Origin of the sequence: Rhizobium sp. BK196 (assembly GCF_014193255.1) — a bacterium.
In the GTDB taxonomy this organism is placed as follows: Bacteria; Pseudomonadota; Alphaproteobacteria; order Rhizobiales; family Rhizobiaceae; genus Rhizobium.
Genome location: NZ_JACHZB010000001.1, coordinates 1,257,244 through 1,276,930 on the forward strand (window position 1 = coordinate 1,257,244; position 19,687 = coordinate 1,276,930).

Sequence of the window (19,687 nt, forward strand, 5' to 3'; positions counted from 1 at the left end):
AATAATACTTCAATCGTCTTTCTTTACGCCGCCATTCGGTGTCGTATTGGTGAAGCGAACGTTCCCGAGGCCAGTGCCAATGGTGACAGTTGCCTAATGGACGATGTCCTGGCTGAACGGGACTTGCGAGAGGCCTTGAACGACGCAATCATTGTGCATCAATACCAACGTGTCGTGGTTGTTGATTTTGGGGATGGCGTCGACAAGTTCATCGGTGAGATTGAATCCTTGGCTTTCCCAATTGCCGTCTGGAAGGTTCTGCCCGCCACGCACGATTGGGCCGTCGGCTTCGATAACTCCGGGACATGCCACGCCTATCAATGGCGCCTACAGGAAATGCTCTTTCTGCATATTGTTAATCAGTTTGATCAGCATATCGATCAATTTCGCGACCGCCGCTTTGCGGCTCTTGCAATCGCCCCCGTGTCGCCAAAGATGAGACTTCCAGATGCGGGCTTTCGATAGAGCTGAATGCTCATTGAGCCGGGTTTCGACAACGCCAACTCTGATATTTGCACCGCCGATATCGATAGCAAAGGATTCCATCATATCCAGTAGCATCTAGGAATGCATCAGATGTGTGGCGCCGAGCAGCCCCGCCTCATCAGAATGGTGCGCAATAGGCACCAAGCGGATCTTCGCCACCGTTGCAGATAGGTTGACGGCAATTCGCAAGCTTCTGCAGGAAGGCCTGCCGATTGGTGCGGTCGCCGATGAAACCAGCGCTGTCGCGCAATTCCAGATTATAGCAATCCACGATGCCCACCGGCAACACCGCCGCGCCCGCGCCATGATTGAGGAGGGACCCCCGCGAATTCTTTAGCCATCTCGCTTTCAGTCTCCTGAGTGACTTCCAAACATCCGCATACACACATTGTTCCCTGATCCCGCAGAGGCGGAAGCACCGCCTTGGCAGTATCGGCGGTATCTGGAGCGTTGTTGCCGGAACAAACCCTGGTTACCCGTGTTTAGTGGCCGAGACGACAATATTTGACGGCGCGATGACTTTCAAAATCGACCCATACTGCGGTAATGCTCCCCCGCCTCAACTCTTGATGTCGGATTGGAACGTCGATCCCTACCTGCTGTTCGCGATAAGCCTTGTCGCTGCATTGACGTGGCTCCCGGCACGTCGGGACAATCGCATCCGGCAATGGCTGATTGCTATCCTTCTCCTCGTCGTCGCCTTCGTTTCTCCCCTATGCGCGCTGAGTTCAGCATTGTTCTCGGCAAGAGCAGTTCATCACTTCGTGCTGATCTCGCTCGCTGCGCCGTTTATCTGGCGCTTTATTTTCAGCCGGGAGACGTTTTTGGATCGAGTGCCGTTGATATCCATCTTCGTCTTTCACACGACGATGCTCTGGTTATGGCATCTGCCCGTTCCCTATGCTTGGGCGCTGTCGGGAAATGCTCCTTACTGGATCATGGAAGTCCCGCTTGTCCTGTCGGCCGTGTGGCTTTGGAGGGAGATTCTTGACGTCAGACGGCCTGCAGGCGGCGCGGTTGTCGTCTCCTTCGCAACGCTCCTGCAGATGACGGCGCTCGGCGCGTTCCTGACCTTTGCATCACACCCTCTCTTCAGCCCGCATTTTCTGACGTCGCAAGCCTATGGCCTGTCGCCTCTTGAAGATCAGCAACTCGCCGGCCTTTTGATGTGGATACCGGCTTCACTGCCCTTTGCAGCAGCATTTCTGTTCAGGGTCGCTCGAGCGCTTACGCAACCGTCCGATGGATTATTCGCCGGACGAACTGCAGCCGCTTCGAGATTGCTGCGTTAAGCTTTCCGCGTGTCCATCATCGGTCCGCGCTAATGAGATGGAGGCCAGATGACCTATCGGCAGGAGATACTCATGAGGGATTTTGCTACCGTCCCGGAGCGTGAATTCGCGTCAGCGCTCGAGACTATGACGGATGAGGAGCTTTTCGAGCTGATGGCCGATTTGGAGAGGCGGAGTGAAGCGTCGAAGCAGGCCTCATCAGAAAATGAGGTATTCGCAAAAATCGTCCTTACGGAAAGGGCGATCGAGAAGCGGTTTCCGGGTCAGATGCTGGTACCTTACAAGGATTGGAAAAACAGACCCGATCGGTTGGCGCCGCGATAACGCCGGATGTCATGCACGCGTGCGCCTGCTGGACGGCAGAAAGCCAGAGGCTGCTGAACGTCATTCCGCCCTGAAGTGAATGTCCGATTGCGCACGCATCGAGCTGAACATGGCCCGTCCATACTCACGATACCCATCGGTCGGACAACATTATTCAAGGCTGTAGACCTTTTGCTGTCGAAGATGCCAGCGTTGCCGCCCAGTGTCCCATCGTCAGTTGCGACTGACGAATTTATTGAATCGGCTTCTCTCACCATCCTCCGTCTTTTCCTGATGAAGAAAAGCAAGTTCGTTTTCATCAAAGATGGCGAAAAACTCGTCCCAGGAAATTTCTTCCAGATTTTCTTCCGGCTCCCCAAAATCGATGCGTAATATGCCTCCCTGTTTGGCGCCCTTGACACGGGAGGGATGCCCTTTGCGTGCTTCCACCCACTTGCGAATTGCTGCATGGTCGGTTGTCGTATTTGCTGTCGTCATTGGAGCCTCCGTTTCGCTTGCATCCCACGTCCTTCAGCATTTCAGCCGTTCTTGCGTGGCACTGAATCGAACCAATGCGATTGGCTAAAGTTCCAGCAATGAGCGACCGGTCCAGCCCGTTAGCAGATCGAACTTAGGGTATGACCGCAGAGGCGGGGATCCTACTGTCCCACTTTTCGGCCTATCGCATGCGGAGCGGCTGCTTCAGGCAAGCACATCGGAACCTTTGATGGCGAAGGAGGTTTGCAGTCTTTGACAAGCAAAGGACCAGTTCGATGCCCAATGCCGCAGACATATTGATAGACACTCTGATCGATTGGGACGTCAAAGTCATCTTCGGCCTCCCCGGAGACGGCATTAACGGCGTGATTGAAGCCTTGCGCAAACGCCAGGATCGGATCCGGTTCATACAGGTTCGCCATGAGGAATCGGCAGCTTTCATGGCGAGCGCCTATGCGAAGTTCACCGGCAAGCTTGGCGTTTGCCTCGCAACATCAGGGCCGGGCGGCACTCATCTGCTGACGGGCCTTTATGACGCCAAGCTCGACCAGATGCCGGTGCTGGCGATTACCGGGACGCAGTTTCATGACCTGATCGAGACCTTTACGCAACAAGACGTTGACCTCACTCGCGTGTTCGACAATGTCGCGATCTATAATGCGCATGTAAGTGATGCATCGCACATGGAAAACGTCGCCAGCCTCGCCTGCCGCTCAGCGCTCTCGCGCCGCGGCGTTGCGCATCTGTCGATTGCCAACGACGTTCAGGAAATGGACTCGAAATCCCGTTCGAAACGGAACCGGCCAAAACATGTACCAAACCGCTATTTCCAGGGCCGCCAGGTACCCGACGATATCGAGCTCGATCATGCGTCCAAGATCTTGAACGATGCCCGCAAAGTAGCGATCCTCGCTGGCCGGGGCGCTATCGGTGCGCAGCTGGAACTACGCCAGGCTGCCGAATTGCTGGCTGCGCCTGTCGTCAAAGCCCTGCTCGGCAAGACGGCCCTCGCCGACCAAGATCCGCTGACCACATGCGGCATCGGCATTTTGGGCACTGAACCGTCGCAAGCGGTCATGGAACAATGCGATGCTCTGTTGATCGTCGGTTCGTCGTTTCCTTATATCGAATACTATCCGCGGCCCGAGGCCGCCCGCGGCGTTCAGATCGACAGCGACCCGCAGCGGGTGGGATTGCGCTTCCCCGTCGACGCCGGTCTTGTGGGTGATGCGAAGGAATCACTGCGGCTCCTCAACAGCAGGCTGACGAGGAAGTCCGATCGGTCATTTCTCGAACAGGCTCAGAAGGCGATGTCCGGGTGGCGCCAAAAGATGAACATGATGGAGACGGATCAGAGTGCGCAGTTGAAGGCGCAGGCCGTAGTTCGGGCTTTCGGGCAGCGCATCACCCCGAACGGTATTCTGGTCGCCGATTCCGGCCAAAACACGGAGCTGGCCGCGCGGCATATAGATCTTGGCACTGAAAACCAGTTCGCCGTCTCCGGCGCCCTCGCCTCAATGGCCTCCGGCTTGCCGTATGCGATCGCGGCCGGCGTTGCCGATCCAAAGCGGCCGATCTACGCGATCGTCGGCGATGGCGGTTTCGGCATGCAGCTCGGAGAGTTCTCGACGGCCGTCCGCCTCGGCCTTCCTCTAAAATTGCTGGTCATCTGCAACGGGATGCTCAATCAGATCGCCTGGGAGCAAATGATGTTTCTCGGAAATCCTCAATTTGCCTGCGAACTGGCGCCGATCGATTTTGCCAAGGCGGCAGAAGCAATGGGAGGTCGTGGCTTTACGATCAGGCGGTTCGACGAGATAGAGCCAACGCTTGCAGACGCGTTTTCTGTGGCTGGCCCGGTCGTCATTCAGGCCCTCGTCGACCAATATGAGCCGATGATCCCGCCGAAAATGCCGAAAGATTACGCCAGGAACTTCCGCGATGCGCTTCCCGATACGCCCGGTCATGAAGCGATCGAGAAAAATCTGTCCCGCTCGCCGCTTCGCGAAATAATGGCTGCGGGAGAGGAAGAAAAGGACCTCTCGGAAACCACGACCAATTTACCGGGCACCCCTTGAACTGCCGGGGGATGTACGTCGATCTGTGCTATGGCCAGGCGGAAGGACATGATGAGCAGCTCGTCTTCAGTCGATGGCAATCTCCGCACCGCTCGTCTTCGCGTTCGAAACTTGCTGTCATCGGCGCCGGTTTGGCTGATTGCAGGCGGAATCGGTTGCACGTTGATCGCCGTGCTTCTTTTCTTCTTCGTCACGGAAGCCCATCCTCGTTTCAGTCCCGAGGATGCCGCCTTGACGGCAGGCGACGCTGTGAAAGGAAAGCTGGTCTTTCTCGCCGCCGACTGCTCTTCATGCCACGCCACACCCGGTCAGCCGGACAGGTTGAAACTGGGCGGCGGCTTGGCGCTCGCCTCACCGTTCGGGATGTTCAGGCCGCCAAACATTTCGCCCGATCCCGTGGATGGCATCGGATCGTGGTCGGTCGCCGATCTTGCCAATGCGTTGATCAGCGGCGTCTCGCCTCGTGGCGAACATTACTATCCCGCATTTCCCTATCCGAGCTACACTGGAATGCCGCTCGACGATGTAAGGGATCTTTACGCCTATCTGCGAACGTTGCCGCCAGTAGCCGGGCGGCCTCCGCCGCATGAACTGCCGTTGCTATTCAGGTTCCGCCGACTGCTGGGATTTTGGAAGCTTCTATTTTTTCATGAAAGCAAATCCGAGGCTGCCGTCAATGGCGATGCTGTAAACAACCGCGGTAGCTATCTGGTCGAGACGCTAGGTCACTGCGCCGAGTGTCATTCCACCCGCAACATGTTGGGCGCAATCAAGCCTTCGACACGTTTTGCCGGAGGGCCCGACCCCGAAGGCACAGGCTTTGTGCCCAATATCACCCCGAGCCGTATCGGCGGCTGGTCCGAAGCGGAAATTGCCACCATGCTCAGCACCGGCGAAACGCCCGACCACGGCCGGGTCGGCTCATCGATGGCAGATGTCGTCGCCAATACCGCGCAGCTCCCTCAGGGTGACCGCGATGCGATTGCACACTACGTCAAGTCGCTACCACCCCGACCGACGCCGCCGCCTTAATTTTACTGCGCGTACAGATAAGCGGCCAGATCCCTTGCCTCGGCTTCAGAAATCCCGGTTGCAGGCATTGCGGAGTTAGCGGAGAAGCGCTGCGGGAGAACGATCCACTGCACGAGATTTTCTGGCGTATTGCTGGCGACGCCGCCGATATAAATACGTTGCCGCAGATCGGCCAACGGCGCGCCAACCTTCCCGTCCGCGCCCGGGATACCAGGAATGACATGGCATCCTCCGCATCCATAGCGACGAAAGATCGCTGGTGCCCGGGACGCATCGCCCGACGTCATGGCGGTCGCCACCGTCTGACGTTTCTCTTTGTCCCTGAGTCGATCGGCTGCGAAACCGATAAAGGCCAGGGCCAGAACGAGGGCGGCCACGGCATAGTTAAGGCGAGTGAAAGCGATTTGCACGGACGTCTCCTCTGCTTGCGACGCCGATCGACGACATCGGCATGGTGAGCGTGATCATCGTAGGCATGGGTTCAGCAGCAGCGTGGCTGCCCCCTGGAGAGACAAGGCAAAGGCAAAGCCAAGTCCGGAGAGCACTCCGACCTTGCTAATGAAGAGCGCACTGCGCGATGCCGTTGACTGATAGCCCTGCCATGAAATTATCGCGCCGGCGACAGCTAGAGTGGTCGCGAGGAAGGCCACGAATACCAGCCCCGTGGTTCCCCTGCCGCAATCAGTGTAGGGGAGCATCTGCCCGAGCTGGCTGCTCACCGCCCAGGCAGCCGGCGATAGGGTCAATCCGGAAGTTCTTGCTATAGCGGCACTCATTGTCGGGGCACCCAATAGATGCAGATATAGAGTGGAAGCCAGGTGATGACCACAAAGTTCCAGTAGAGCGCGTTGTCCTGAACGTCGCCGTAGCGACGCGCATTGTCGCCATGCCGGGTAAACATCAGGCATGTCAGCACCAGCGTGTCGATCAGATCGGTGAGGATATGCGTCGTATGCAGCCCAAGCAGGGTCCAGACGATCGAACCGTAGGCATTATCGTCCCAGCTTACATGTAGGGCGGGAAATTCGAACGCGCGCAGAGCCAACGGAGCGATACCAAAGAGTGACATCACCACCAGACCAATTTGCACTTTCCTCAATTTCTTCTGCTCAGCCCATCGCGACACCATGATGTTTGGAATGACGCTGGCGAGCAGAAGTCCCGTCAGGAGCGTACCGGGAAGCAAGTCGGGAGGCGGCGCGTCGATCGGCCATTGCGGCGCAAGGCTCATCAGATAGAAATAGACCGCAATAGCCAAACCGAACCCTGACCCCTCGATCAGCATGAATGCCCCCGTTGCCCACCAGGTCGGGGAGGCAGAGCCCATCCCGTGCAACGGCAACCTGGAGACGTCGAGCACGATACGGTCCCTCATGATTCATCCTCCGGGCTGCCTTTGGGCCAGAACCATGCGATGAGGGTAATTGCGATCGGGATGGAACCCCATACGACGGCCCAAGGTGAGAACATCGACCAGATCAGCATAATTGAAGTCGCAATGGCCGCCCACAAAGGCCAGACGCTGTCGGCTGGCGACGACTCGCGCGCTTCCGGCAGCGCTTCGACGACGCTTGTCACCAACAGCTCGCGGCGATCGGTTCTCAGCCCGCTCACGACTGCGATTTCACCGTCGTCCGGCAACGGCAATTCCCTGGCGTCAACGACAGGAATGCGTCGGAAATTATAAGAGGGCGGTGGCGACGATGTCGTCCATTCAAGGGTCGCTGCATTCCAGGGATTGGGACCGGCGAGTGCGCCATAGCGGCAGCTACGGAACGCGTCGATGAAGAAAATAAGAAAGCCAAGAGCCAGGACGAGCGAACTAAGGCTGATGAACAGGTTCAAACCACCCCACGGCAACTCGGGCTGATATGTGTAGACACGGCGCGGCATGCCCACCAGACCAAGTATATGCATCGGAAAAAACGTCAGGTGAAAACCGATGAAGATCAGCCAGAAGACCCAGCGGCCCAGGCGTTCACTCATCATCCTTCCGGTCATCTTCGGAAACCAGTAATAGATTGCAGCGATCAGCGGGAAGACCGCGCCGCCGATCAGAACGTAATGGAAATGAGCGACGACAAAATAAGTGTCGTGTACCTGCGTATCGAACGGCACCGATGCCACCATGACGCCCGTAAGACCACCGATGACGAATGTCACGATGAAGCCAATCAGGAACAGAAAGGGTGTCCGGAAAACCGGCCGCCCCGCCCAGATCGTCGCTAACCAACAGAAGATCTGGATGCCCGCCGGGACCGAAATAGCCATGCTGGAGGCGGTGAAAAAGCTCTCTCCCAGTCGAGGCAATCCCACCGTGAACATGTGATGCACCCAGAGGCCGAATGACAGAACTCCGGTTGTAATGAGCGCCATCACCATGAGCACGTAACCGAAAAGCGGGCGTCCCACGAACGCAGGTAAGATGGTCGACACCATCCCGACGGCCGGGATAAAAATGATGTAAACTTCAGGATGGCCGAAGAACCAGAACAAGTGCTGCCACAGCAGCGCGTCGCCTCCTTCTGCCGGATTATAAAACTGCGTTCCCACCAGGCGGTCGAGGATCAGCGTCGAACTGGCGAACATGATCGCCGGCATGGCCATGATGACAAGAAACGACATGACGAGCATCGCCCAGACCAGCACGGGAATCCTGTCGAGCGACATGCCTGGCGCCCGTTGCTTGAAGACGGTGACCACGATCTCGACCGCGACGGCGAGTGCCGAGAGTTCGGTGAAGGTGATCATCTGCGCCCAGATATCGGCGCGTTTGCCGGGGCCATATTCGGGTCCGGACAGCGGCACGTAGGCAAACCATCCGACGTCGGGGGCCGTGTCGAGAGCAAAGGATAGCCAGAGCAGGATGCCTCCGAAGAGGAATATCCAATAAGAAAAGGCATTCAGCCTTGGAAAGGCGATGTTGCGGGTGCCAACCAGGAGGGGGACGAGGTAAACGCCCATGGCTTCCATCACCGGAACGGCGAAGAGGAACATCATGTTCGACCCGTGCATGGTGAAAATCTGGTTGTACCGGTCAGGGCCGATGAACCGGGCTTCCGGCTGTGCCAGTTGCAGGCGCATGGCAAGCGCAAGCATTCCGCCCAGGATGAGAAAGACAAACGCCGTCACGAGATAACGTTTCGCGATGACCTTGTGGTCGACGGTCGCAATGGCGCCCCAAAAACCCGGGCGCGAGCCCCAGGTGACGGAGAGCTGGCGCTCGACCTCGGCATCGGCAAGTCCGATATCTGTCTGAGCGGCGGAAGTTTGATCCTGTGTCATCGGAGGCTTTCCATATAGGCGGAAAGCTGCCGCAGTTCGTCGGCACTCAGCGGCACGATCGGCATGTTGTTTCCGGGTTTTAACGTTTGGGGATCGGCTATCCAGGCGGCAAGCGAGCCGCGGGTGGTCTCAAGCAAACCGGCTGCAATCGTGCGTCGGCTTCCGACATGAGTGAGATCAGGTCCGGTCGATCCCGACGCGAGCGTTCCGCGTATCGTATGACAGGCCGCGCATGGTTTGGCCAGGAAAACTGCCTGACCGGCGATGGCCTCAGCCCCGCTTGGCGCTGCTCCGTCAAGCCGTTGCCTGTCGGACCAATGCCGGTAGGCGTCATCATCGTCGGCGATGACGAGGAAGGCCATATGGCCGTGCTGGAGGCCGCAGAATTCGGCGCATTGGCCACGATAGACGCCGGGCTTTTCGGCCCGCAAGGTCAAAATATTCTCTCGCCCCGGAATGAGGTCCAGCTTACCGGCAAGGCTCGGCACCCAGAAAGAATGAATCACGTCGCTGGCCTGAAGGTGAAGGCGGACAGTTCTGCCCACCGGAATATGAAGCTCGTTGGCGGTTTGAAACATCTGCCTTTGATCCTGATCGGCATAGATGAACTGCCACCACCACTGCTGAGCACGAACAGTTATCGTGAGATCGGCGGTTCCATCGCTATTCAGGGCACGCGTCGTATAGAAGCTCGCTACGGTCAGGATGGCAACGACGAGAGCGGTAGCTGCGGTGACGGTTGCCACGACAATCATTGTCCGCCGCTCTGATCGAGAATCCAGAACTGGCTGGCGCTGGCGGCGTAGAAGCGCAAACGCCATGAAAACCACCACCGCGAGCCAGATGATGATTGCGACCGCGACGATGAAGACGATCAGCTCCTTCAACGCAATGGCGGCCTGACCGTATGCCTCGAGAACCGACTGCGGACTGCTGCATCCGGAAAGCAGAAGCAGGAGCGCAGGCAGAGAGCGGTTCTTCACGGTGATGGACCTTGGTCAGGTTTCAAGGCAGTCGGACCCTGTTCGAAAAAAATGGCAGCCGGTGCGCGGTTTTCGGCTGGGCGCGTGTAACGGTCGTCGTCGCGGCCGGGTGCAACGGAACTTGCGGTATAAGATCCGACCGCCTTGACGTAACCGGCGACCTGCCAAATTTGATCGATCGTCATCTTGTCCTTGAAGGCCGGCATCCCATGGGGCCGACCGTCGCGGATGGAGGCGACGATCGAAACCATGGAAGGACCATAAAGCCACCACCCGTCGAGAAACGATGGACCAGTTCCGCCTCTGCCGTCGCCGTGGCAGGAGGAGCAGCCGAACCAGGCATAGAGCCGCTTGCCCTGGCTAAGATCGTAGCCGGTGGTCTCGTATGGTTTGTTGAGAGCAAAGTATATTTCTGGCGGCGTGCCTCCGATTCCGTTGGCCATCAACCGTATGCCTCCGAGCGCATCCGCAACAGGTGGATCGGTGCGGTATTGCCTTGGCTCACGCAGCCAACCGACCGCAGCAGCCAGACACATGGCAAGGATCAGAACAACAATGCCCGAACCCCAGCCAAGACTCCGCTTCCAGATCTTTTCCGGCATCGCCTGATCCCCTGCGCCACTCACTCGAGCGGCGCTGTTTCCGATCTGCTAAGGCGCACGGGCAGCAGCTTGTATGCCGGCGTTTTTGCTTTTTCGTCGTGATGGCTGAGCGGGAATAGCGGATTTGCTTCGGGATAATAGGCTGCGCAACATCCTTTCGGAATGTCATAGGCCACGATCCGGAAGCCCGAGACCATGCGCTTCGCCTCCGGTTCGATCGCGGTCGACAGATCGACGCGGTCTCCATCGACAAAGCCTAGACGAGCGATGTCAACGGCATTCAAAAAAACGACACGGCGGGTACCGTCGACACCGCGGAAGCGATCGCTATAGCCGTAGATCGTGGTGTTGAACTGATCGTTCGAACGCAGGGTCGTGAGATGGAGTACACGTTCATCCTCGACACTTTCGAACTGCGGAAACAGGCGTTGCGGCGTGATGAAATTCGCTTTGCCGTTCGGCGTCACCCATCGGCGCTCCCTGGCCGGCAGCGGCCGTGGGATGCCGCCCGGCTGAAAGAGCCGCTGGTTGAATCCCTTGAAGGTTTCCGGATATGTCCGCTCGATCGCATCGCGGATTTCGGAATAGTCTGCTACCCAGCGATCCCAGGGCACGCTGCTTTCGGCCAACGTTGCCTTGGCCAGCCCGGCGATAATGGCAGGTTCCGACAGCAGCTCGGTACTGGCAGGTGCTGCCCTGCCGCGCGAGCCATGGAAATGCGCCACGGAGCTTTCAATCGAGACCGCCTGCGGGCCGCTCGCCTGCGTGTCAATTTCCAATCGGCCAAGGCATGGCAGCAGGTAGGCGATTTCACCGTGGATGACATGGCTCCGGTTGAGCTTGGTGGCAATCTGCACGGTCAGACGCAGCTTTCGCCACGCGGCTTCCAGTGCCACTGTATCAGGTGCAGCACGCAAGAAATTGCCACCAAGGCTGATGAAGGCCTGGCTTTCCCCTTCGCGAATGGCCTTACACACATCCACAGTGCCATGGCCCTTCCAGCGTGGCGGATCGAAGTGATAGAGCTCCGCCAGCTTGTCCAGCGGCGCAAGATCAGGCTTTTCGGTAATGCCGACCGTTCGCTGGCCCTGCACGTTGGAATGGCCTCGCACAGCGCAGATATTGGCGCCCGGCTTGCCGATATTTCCGCGCAGCAGGGCAAGGTTGACCACCATCTGAACGTTCTGAACGCCCATGACATGCTGGGTCAGCCCCATCCCATAAACCATGAGGACCGCATCGGAAGAGGCATAGGTGCGGGCCGCCTGCATCATCTGCTCGCGCGTGAGCCCCGATACCTGCTCCAGCTCCCGCCATTCATAGCTCCTTGCGGCCGCAGCGAACTCTTCGAACCCGGACGTGTGTTCGGCGATGAAATCATGATCGAGGACATGTTTTCTGTCGGCCGCGCGCATCGAGGCGGCGAAGGCCACGGCGGCGGCATTGGCAGGATCGTCCGGTTCTGCGTCAGAGCCGGAGATTCTAGTGAAGCCGGGCTGGTGCAGGGCATCGTCGGCTTCTATCAGCGCTTTGCAGACGCCAAAGAGAGCCGCAATATCTCCGCCATTCTTCACCTGATAATATTCGCTGGAAATCGGCGTTTCCTTCCCGGTCAGCATCTGGCTCGGCGCCTGCGGATTGATGAAACGTTCGAGACCCGGTTCTCGGAGCGGATTGAAGGTGACAATCCTCACGCCGCGGTCGACCGCATCCTGAAGATCGTGAAGCAGCCGCGGCGACGATGTTCCGACATTTTGTCCAAGATAGAAAATGCAGTCGCAGTTTTGAAAATCGGAGAGAACGGCCGTTCCGACGGAAGCGCCTATGCTTTCCGGCAGCGCGACGGATGAGCTCTCGTGACACATATTGGAAGAGTCGGGCAGATTGTTGCTGCCGAAGATACGAGCGAAAAGCTGGTACATATATGAGGTTTCAAGCGATGCGCGGCCGGAAGTATAAAACTCTACCTTCTCCGGCGGAATGCCACGCAGCTCGCGGCCGATCTCCTCGAATGCGGACTGCCATGAGACCGGAACATACTTGTCCGTTGCCTCATCCCATCGCATCGGATGGGTAAGACGCCCCTGCTCCTCCAGATCGTGGTCGCGCCAGCCTTCCAGCTCCGTCAGAGAGTGCGCCGCAAAGAAAGCGCGATCCGCACGTCGGCTCGTCGTCTCCCATGCGGTGGCCTTGGCGCCGTTTTCGCAGAATTCCAGTGGATGGGGCTTTGCCGGTTTAGCCCAGGCGCAGCTGACGCACATATAGCCATCCGGCTTGTTCTGATGTGACAGCAGCGCAGAACCGGAAACCGGAATGTGTTCGCGGATGAGAATTTCTCCCACCGATTTTGCTGAACCCCATCCGCCCACCGGTCCGCTATCAAAGCCGATCTTCGGTTTCTTTCTGGGTTTTGGCGTCATAATTTGAAACGTCCCGAGCGTTATCTACGGTCTCGACAGACATCCTGGCGCATCTGCTAATCCGCCAAGAAGATCGACTACCGACTGGAATACTTGTGACGCACGACGTGGTGCGGCGAGCGATGCTGCTGTCAAACTCCGGAAAGGGCAGGTTGTTCCGCGACCGGGCTGACGCAGCTCCAAGCAACCTAGTTTCCTCCAATGAGGCAGATGCTAAGACAACGGTCATAGCGTCATTGTGTTGACGGCGGCTTTCTGGCTCCACGCCGCTGTACTTTCTCCTCGATTTCGTCCAGTACCGCTTCCGGTGTCACCTCCTCTTTCAATTCCTCAAGCTCGGCTTTCGTTTCAATTTCGACGCCGAGTTTGTCGGCAATAGCCGCAGCAAGGGTCAACAGCGTCGTCACCTCATGCTCCGCAAGGAGGCAGATCTGCAAATTCAGATCGGCGCGCTTGTCGTCAGCCTCCGCCATGCGATTTTGGCTGATCAGCACGAATGTTGAAATGAAGATGGCTTCGACAGACGCGACCATGGCCAGAATGACCAGCGATGGGTCGAAGGCGGGCACGAAAGGAAGCAGGTCGAGATTGGCCATGATCCAGAACCCGAATATCAACAGGTGCAGATAGACGAACACCAAGGATCCGGCGAAACGGGTAATAGCATCAACAGCCCGCTCCTGCATGGTCGACTGCCGTGCCTCTTGCTCCCGCCGCTTTAGCAGGGCCTCAATGTTGCGGTCGAGCCGCTTCGCAGTCCTACGTACCTGCCGATCAGATATTGGCGATGACATTGATGCTTCCGTTGTTGGGCAATTCCGACATTCCACGACGGGAAGAGTTTCGTGTTGACTATCTCTTCGACAAAGCACCGCTTCATCGGCGAGCAGGCAATTCTTGACCGTTTACCTCTTGCTCCTTCTGCTATCGAAGGCACCGAGAACCGACCGGATGAGTTCAACGGCCCTCTTGCCGATACCCGGAATTGCCAGAAGTTCGTCGTCGGTCATCGCCGCCAGTTTACTGACCCGCTTGACGCCATTGGAAAGAAGCGCCTTTACGATCCAGACAGGAATCTTGCTGCGGGCGAGCATGTCGCTCGAGGCTGCCCGCGGCTTCGACGTCGTCCGTGCTGGTCGAGAGGCCATGTTGATCCCGCAGATGAATTGCGACGCCAAAACCGCCAGAAGGCCTGACGGTTCCAGTCGATTCACCGATGACATCAAAACAATTCTGTCAGATAGGACCAAAAGCTAGCGTCGTGCTGAGAATTTTACGCTTCCGTAAATGCGATCGATAATTTTTGCGAGGTCGACAAGCCGTTCGCAAGCTGGATCGTAAGTTTGACCGCTGGCAAGGCGCGCCGCCCAGTCCACCGCCGCCCGCCCTCCCCAATCATCAGGCGGCTGAACAAGACTTTCGGCCGCAGTGCCGCGTAAGCGCTGAGCAGCGAAGTCATAGAATGAACCGTTAACGTTCTTGAAAGATGCGCCCCCTGCTGTTCCGAAGAAATCGGCGCTGATCACGGCATCACACCCCGCCTGCAGTCGCCAGGAGCACGTAAGCCGGATGACAGCACCATTTGCCAAGGTGAGCGTGGCGACAGCAAAATCTTCAACGTCCTCCAGCTTATCGATAGGCTCGCCCGCTTTCATCAGAGTACTGTCGATCTCAGTCACTTGAGGAAAATCGAGACACCAGAGCGCCATGTCGATGACATGAACGCCGAGGTCGATCATGCATCCTCCACCCGACAGCGATTTGTCGTAGAACCAGGATTTGTCAGGGCCATAGGCATTGTGAAAGACGAGATCGGTGGCGAAGACCTTGCCTAGCTCTCCATGTCTGATGAGATCGCGGATACGCTGCATGCCTTCGGTATAACGATAGGATAAATCGACTCCCAAAAACCTGTTGGCTGATCTGGCCGCTGCCACGACTGCCGCCGCTTCCATCGCGGATCGGCCGAGCGGCTTCTGGCAGAACACCGCAACGCCGGTCTGCAGGGCTCTTACCGACTGCTCCGCGTGCAGGGCGCTCGGAGTTGCAATGACGATGCCATCAAGATCAAGGGACAAGAGCGCGTCGAGATCGGCGACAATTTTCGCATCAGGGGCGAGGCCAAGCGCTTCGCACGCCCTCTCCTCAGAGGGATCGGCGATGGCGACAGCTTCTGCCCGGTTTGACCGGAGGATCGCTTCCATTCGGTTCCGGCCGATCCAGCCGACACCGAGAAAGCCAAGCCTGACGGGCTTCACGCTCGTCTGAATGAAACGCTTGTCCGTCATCGTGTTCATTTATACGTCACCAGCGCTTTGAGAAAGCCATCGGGCCTGTCGCGGGTGGCGTCGAGCGCCTCGCCCAGCCCTTCGAGCGGATAGACGTGCGTATAAAGCCGTGACGGGTCGAGCTTGCCGGCCACAACCGCTTCTACCGCCTCACGCATGCCGGAGATATAGATCTTCGGGTCGCGTTCATGGGCATTGATCACGTCGAGCCCGCGCCAGTTCCAGAGCTGCATGTTGACTTGTCTGGGGCCATCCTGGTGATATCCCGCCACAACCAGCCGGCCGCGCTCGGCAGTCAGTTCGCCGGCCAGGTCAAGCGGCCACTGCTTGCCGACCGCTTCTATGACGCAATGGCAAAAAGCACCGCCAGTCAGGTGTTTCACAGTCTCGATGATCCGCCAGTGATCGTCCATCGCCAGAGTTTCTGTGGCGCCCATCTGCCTGGCGATTTCCAGCGAAAACGGGCGGCGAGAGATTGCGATGACGCGCGCGCCAACGCCGCTGGCAAGCTGTGTTAGCAGAGCGCCGAGAAATCCAATCCCGATGATAGCGACCGTCTGGCCCGGCCCGATGCCACTACGCCGGAATATATTGATCGCACATCCGAGCGGCTCGCCGGGGAAGGGCTGGTCATCGAGTGCCGCGGGCAACGGAACGAGCATCTCGACATCGGCGATGTCGTGGGTGGCATAGGCATGGTATGAAAGCGCTGCGACACGGTCCCCTAAACCAAAGGTCGACACTCCAGGGCCAAGCGCGTCGACCCTCCCCCAGCCTTCGTGACCGAGGGCACCGGGCTCTGTTGGAAAGGTCATCCATTCCGGCCCGGCCCAAGGCCCGAGATTGGAGGCGCATACGCCCGAGCCTTCGAGCTTGATCCTCACCTGCCCCGGTCCAGGCTGAAGGAATGGCCTCTCCTCCACGGAGACCTCCCCCGGCCCGGTAATGATGGCCGCCCGAATCCGCCCTTCGGACGCTCTCGGCAACATATTCATGAACTGCTCCTCCGGTGGAACATTGTCGGTGATGGCGTCGTTGCTGCGGGACATGCGCTTGTTCCGGCCATCCTGCCCGATGACCTTGTCGCCCCAATCTTCGAGAAATATTTCGCCGAAGAATTAGCCATCTAACCAACGACGCCGCCAGATGTTCCGGATGATATCAAAGAACATGTCAAAGAAGATGTCATTGAACCAGGAACAATCTCCGCCGAGCTTCGTTCGGCAGGTCATCTTCAACCTGAGCGGACGGAAATCTGATGGCAATGATCCTTGTGACTGGCGGCTGCGGCTTCATCGGAAGGCATGTCGTCGAGGAACTTCTCGAAAACGGCTATGGCGTGCGGGTCCTCGACGCATTGATTGACCAGGTTCACGGCGATGCTGAAGCGTCATTGCCGGAGGCTGCCGAACTCTTGCGCGGCGACATCAGGGACAAGACCACGGTCGAGCGGGCACTTTCGGGCGTCGATGGCGTCATCCATCTTGCCGCAGAGGTTGGCGTCGGACAATCCATGTATGAAATTGCCCGATATGTCGGCAGCAATGATCTCGGCACAGCTGTCCTTCTGGAAGCGATGATCGGCCGCCGGCCAAAACGCATCGTCGTCGCTTCGTCGATGAGCGTCTACGGCGAGGGCCGCTATCGGGCAGCAGACGGCACGCTGCTCGATGTGGTTAGGCGCAAGAGTGATCGCATCAAGGCCGGCCAATGGAATCTGCTCGGCGATGACGGCAAGACTTTGAGACCCGTCGCCACGGACGAGGAGAAACCTGTCGATCTCGCCTCGATCTACGCTCTGACGAAATACGCGCAGGAAAAACAGGTTTTGATCTTCGGGGATGCCTACGAAGTCGACGCAGTGGCACTGCGCCTCTTCAACGTGTTCGGCGCCGGTCAGGCCTTGTCCAATCCCTACACCGGCGTGCTGGCGAATTTTGCCTCCAGGCTTGCTAATGGCCAGCCGCCGATGATCTTCGAAGACGGTGAGCAGCGACGAGACTTCGTGCATGTGCGCGATGTGGCCCGCGCCTTCCGTCTCGCACTCGAAAAAACCAATGCATCAGGACATGTGATCAACATCGGTAGCGGCCAAGCCTACACCATTGCTGAAGTAGCGATGCTTCTTGCTGAGGCCATGGGGGTGCCGGAAATACGGCCCGAGATCATGCACAGGGCCCGGTCGGGCGATATCCGCAACTGCTTCGCAGACATTTCCAAGGCGCGAGAGCTGCTTGGTTTCGAGCCGCGCTTCAAACTGGAAAGCTCTCTGGAACCTTTCGTCGACTGGGTGAGACATACCGGGGCGGTCGACCGTGGGGCGGAGATGAAACGGCAGTTGGAAGAAAGAGGGCTGGTGTCATGACCGTGTCCGGATTGACCGCCAGAACCGAAACGTCCCTGAGAACCTATGGATTCGTGGAGTGGTTCCGCCCAGGTGAACACGAGCGGACCTTGCAGACGCTCGCAGACGTCAGATCGAGCGGCGCAAGTTATCTGCGGACGCATCTTTCATGGGCTGAATATCTTGCGCCCGGCGGCGAAGCCTGGTTCGATTGGCTAATTCCGAAGCTCGGGCGCGAAATCGATCTCCTTCCTTGCATTCACTATACGCCGCCGTCCTTGTCCCGGACGGGACGATCTTCGGGTGCACCGGCCGACCTCAAATCATATGCTGATTTCGTCGACCATGTACTCACCCGATACGGCCGATATTTCAGCCATATCGAATTGTGGAACGAGCCTAACAACCTGCTCGACTGGGACTGGCGAGAGGATAAGGACTTCCTGCTCTTCTGCGAGATGGTTGGCGGCGCCGCCTACTGGGCCAAGCATCGCGGCTGGAAACCGGTGCTCGGTGGCCCGTGCCCGTTCGATCCCTATTGGCTCAACCTGATGGGCGAGCGCGGGGTACTGGGTGTCGTCGATGCCGTTGGCTTCCACGGTTTCCCCGGCACATGGGACAGCGAGGAAGGCACCTGGGGCGGCTGGGACATGCATCTTGGCGAGATGCGAAAGATTATCGATCGTTTCAATGACGACGCCGGGATCTGGATTACCGAAACCGGTTATTCGACCTGGCGCAACGACGAGATGGAACAGGCACGGCGTTTCGTGAAAGCTTTGAGCGTGCCGGCCGACCGGATGTACTGGTATTCCTGGCGCGACGTACCGCCGCATGTCGCGGTGCAGGAAGGACTGTGGTTCGATCCCCGGCACTATCACCTCGGAGCCGTCACGCATGACAACCAGCCGAAACTGCTTGCGCGGCTGCTCTTGGAAGGCGGCGTCGACCGGCTGAAGCAGGTCGCACGGCTTGCGGCTCCCAACCTCGCCAAGGGAGCTGCCCCGATCGTCATTACCGGAGGCTGCGGCTTCATCGGCTCCAATCTCGCCGACAGCTACCTTCAGGACGGTGAAGACGTGGTCGTTCTCGACAATCTCGGGCGATCCGGCGTCGATCAGAACCTCGGCTGGCTGACAGAACGGCATGGGGCAAGGGTGCATCCGGTGCTTGCCGACGTGCGAGACGCCAGAAGCATCGAAGCAGCATTTGCCGATGCCAAGGCAGTGTTTCATTTCGCCGCCCAGACCGCGGTCACGACGAGCCTCATCCATCCTGTCGACGATTTCGAGGCGAACGCAAGGGGCACGATCAACGTTCTGGAATCGGTACGGAAGGCGGGACGCCGCGCGCCCGTGATCTTTGCCAGCACCAACAAGGTCTATGGGGGGCTTGAGGACCTTGCCATGCGCGAGTTCGAAGATCGCTATATGCCGGTGGACGAAACCATCCGGACATTTGGCATCGGCGAAAACCGGCCGCTCGATTTCTGCACCCCCTATGGCTGCTCCAAGGGCGTGGCTGATCAGTATGTGCTGGATTATGCGAAATCCTTCGATATTCCAACCGCCGTGCTGCGCATGAGCTGTATCTTCGGTCCACGCCAGTTCGGTACCGAAGACCAGGGCTGGGTGGCGCATTTCCTGATCCGGGCGCTGGCTGGCGAGCCCGTTTCTATCTACGGCGACGGCAAGCAAGTCCGCGATATTCTTCACGTCGCGGATGCGGTTGCCGCCTATCGCGCCTTGCTCAACGGCATCGATAGGGTCAGGGGCAGCGCCTTCAACCTTGGAGGTGGCCCGGCAAACGCCGTCAGTCTCCTGGCGGTCCTGCGCGAGATTGGCCGGCTGCTGGGGCGTCCAGTCGAGACCTCCTTCGGCGACTGGCGGGCCGGCGACCAATATTTCTTCGTCGCAGACACACGCAGATTGGAGAGCGCACTGGGCTGGAGCGCACGTGTCGGCTGGAAGAGCGGACTGCAGCACCTGGCGGAATGGCTTGTCGAGAACCGTTTCGGCGGCCGGCCTGTTCTGCGCCACGATCGAAAGGTTTCGGCATGATCGCTCGGCGCACTCG

General features: G+C 58.4%; 18 protein-coding genes and 1 pseudogene. 6 read left to right on the forward strand and 13 right to left on the reverse strand.

Features of this window, described 5'->3' with window-relative positions:
* Positions 1-9 precede the first annotated feature (9 nt).
* A pseudogene (locus tag FHT78_RS06480) lies at positions 10-838 on the reverse strand (hypothetical protein).
* Positions 839-1,001: 163 nt separating this feature from the next.
* On the opposite strand from FHT78_RS06480, the gene FHT78_RS06485 reads away from it, so the two are divergent.
* Positions 1,002-1,778 carry a cytochrome c oxidase assembly protein gene (locus FHT78_RS06485; protein ID WP_183741715.1) on the forward strand — a complete coding sequence of 259 codons (777 nt, stop codon included), beginning with the start codon at positions 1,002-1,004 and terminating at the stop codon, positions 1,776-1,778.
* Between the two features lie 48 nt (positions 1,779-1,826).
* The gene (locus FHT78_RS06490; protein ID WP_246715108.1) at positions 1,827-2,102 is read left to right on the forward strand and encodes a hypothetical protein; all 276 of its coding nucleotides are present in this window, start codon (positions 1,827-1,829) and stop codon (positions 2,100-2,102) included.
* A gap of 213 nt (positions 2,103-2,315) precedes the next feature.
* On the opposite strand, the gene FHT78_RS06495 is transcribed toward FHT78_RS06490, so the two are convergent.
* Entirely contained in the window at positions 2,316-2,579 is a 264-nt protein-coding gene (locus tag FHT78_RS06495; RefSeq protein WP_183741717.1) for a hypothetical protein, read from the reverse strand.
* Positions 2,580-2,854: 275 nt separating this feature from the next.
* On the opposite strand from FHT78_RS06495, the gene FHT78_RS06500 reads away from it, so the two are divergent.
* The gene (locus FHT78_RS06500) at positions 2,855-4,657 is read left to right on the forward strand and encodes a thiamine pyrophosphate-binding protein (protein WP_183741718.1); all 1,803 of its coding nucleotides are present in this window, start codon (positions 2,855-2,857) and stop codon (positions 4,655-4,657) included.
* A gap of 51 nt (positions 4,658-4,708) precedes the next feature.
* Positions 4,709-5,689, forward strand: a complete 981-nt coding sequence (locus FHT78_RS06505) for a cytochrome c (protein ID WP_246715165.1) — start codon at positions 4,709-4,711, stop codon at positions 5,687-5,689.
* 2 nt (positions 5,690-5,691) lie between these two features.
* Here FHT78_RS06505 and FHT78_RS06510 read toward each other — a convergent pair whose 3' ends face one another.
* The 11 genes from FHT78_RS06510 to FHT78_RS06560 all read right to left on the reverse strand — a co-directional run bounded on the left by FHT78_RS06510 (position 5,692) and on the right by FHT78_RS06560 (position 16,262).
* Positions 5,692-6,099, reverse strand: a complete 408-nt coding sequence (locus FHT78_RS06510) for a cytochrome c (protein WP_183741719.1) — start codon at positions 6,097-6,099, stop codon at positions 5,692-5,694.
* A 54-nt stretch (positions 6,100-6,153) separates the two neighbouring features.
* Complete coding sequence (locus FHT78_RS06515; protein WP_246715110.1) at positions 6,154-6,435, reverse strand: hypothetical protein; 282 nt, start codon at positions 6,433-6,435, stop codon at positions 6,154-6,156.
* A 26-nt stretch (positions 6,436-6,461) separates the two neighbouring features.
* Positions 6,462-7,064 (reverse strand): cytochrome c oxidase subunit 3, encoded by a 603-nt coding sequence (locus FHT78_RS06520; protein WP_183741723.1) that lies wholly within the window; start codon positions 7,062-7,064, stop codon positions 6,462-6,464.
* The gene (gene ctaD / locus FHT78_RS06525) at positions 7,061-8,974 is read right to left on the reverse strand and encodes a cytochrome c oxidase subunit I (protein ID WP_183741725.1); all 1,914 of its coding nucleotides are present in this window, start codon (positions 8,972-8,974) and stop codon (positions 7,061-7,063) included. The genes FHT78_RS06520 and ctaD overlap by 4 nt, the downstream gene beginning before the upstream one ends.
* A complete protein-coding gene (gene coxB, locus FHT78_RS06530) occupies positions 8,971-9,957 on the reverse strand; it encodes a cytochrome c oxidase subunit II (protein WP_183741727.1) in 987 nt (328 codons plus the stop codon). The genes ctaD and coxB overlap by 4 nt, the downstream gene beginning before the upstream one ends.
* Positions 9,954-10,559 (reverse strand): cytochrome c, encoded by a 606-nt coding sequence (locus FHT78_RS06535; protein ID WP_183741729.1) that lies wholly within the window; start codon positions 10,557-10,559, stop codon positions 9,954-9,956. The genes coxB and FHT78_RS06535 overlap by 4 nt, the downstream gene beginning before the upstream one ends.
* Before the next feature lie 20 nt (positions 10,560-10,579).
* Positions 10,580-12,979: an FdhF/YdeP family oxidoreductase gene (locus FHT78_RS06540; protein WP_183741731.1), complete on the reverse strand. Its 2,400-nt coding sequence runs from the start codon at positions 12,977-12,979 to the stop codon at positions 10,580-10,582.
* A 233-nt stretch (positions 12,980-13,212) separates the two neighbouring features.
* On the reverse strand, positions 13,213-13,773 hold the full coding sequence (locus tag FHT78_RS06545; protein ID WP_183741732.1) for a DUF1003 domain-containing protein: 561 nt from the start codon (positions 13,771-13,773) through the stop codon (positions 13,213-13,215).
* A gap of 111 nt (positions 13,774-13,884) precedes the next feature.
* Positions 13,885-14,202, reverse strand: coding sequence for a helix-hairpin-helix domain-containing protein (locus FHT78_RS29265; RefSeq protein WP_246715112.1), 318 nt, complete (start codon positions 14,200-14,202; stop codon positions 13,885-13,887).
* Positions 14,203-14,232: 30 nt separating this feature from the next.
* Complete coding sequence (locus FHT78_RS06555) at positions 14,233-15,267, reverse strand: Gfo/Idh/MocA family oxidoreductase (protein WP_348644719.1); 1,035 nt, start codon at positions 15,265-15,267, stop codon at positions 14,233-14,235.
* Positions 15,268-15,272: 5 nt separating this feature from the next.
* Positions 15,273-16,262, reverse strand: coding sequence for a zinc-binding dehydrogenase (locus FHT78_RS06560; protein ID WP_183741877.1), 990 nt, complete (start codon positions 16,260-16,262; stop codon positions 15,273-15,275).
* A gap of 263 nt (positions 16,263-16,525) precedes the next feature.
* On the opposite strand from FHT78_RS06560, the gene FHT78_RS06565 reads away from it, so the two are divergent.
* On the forward strand, positions 16,526-17,632 hold the full coding sequence (locus tag FHT78_RS06565; RefSeq protein WP_183741736.1) for an NAD-dependent epimerase/dehydratase family protein: 1,107 nt from the start codon (positions 16,526-16,528) through the stop codon (positions 17,630-17,632).
* Positions 17,629-19,671 (forward strand): NAD-dependent epimerase/dehydratase family protein, encoded by a 2,043-nt coding sequence (locus FHT78_RS06570; protein WP_183741738.1) that lies wholly within the window; start codon positions 17,629-17,631, stop codon positions 19,669-19,671. Before FHT78_RS06565 ends, FHT78_RS06570 begins: the two co-directional genes overlap by 4 nt.
* Positions 19,672-19,687 lie beyond the last annotated feature (16 nt).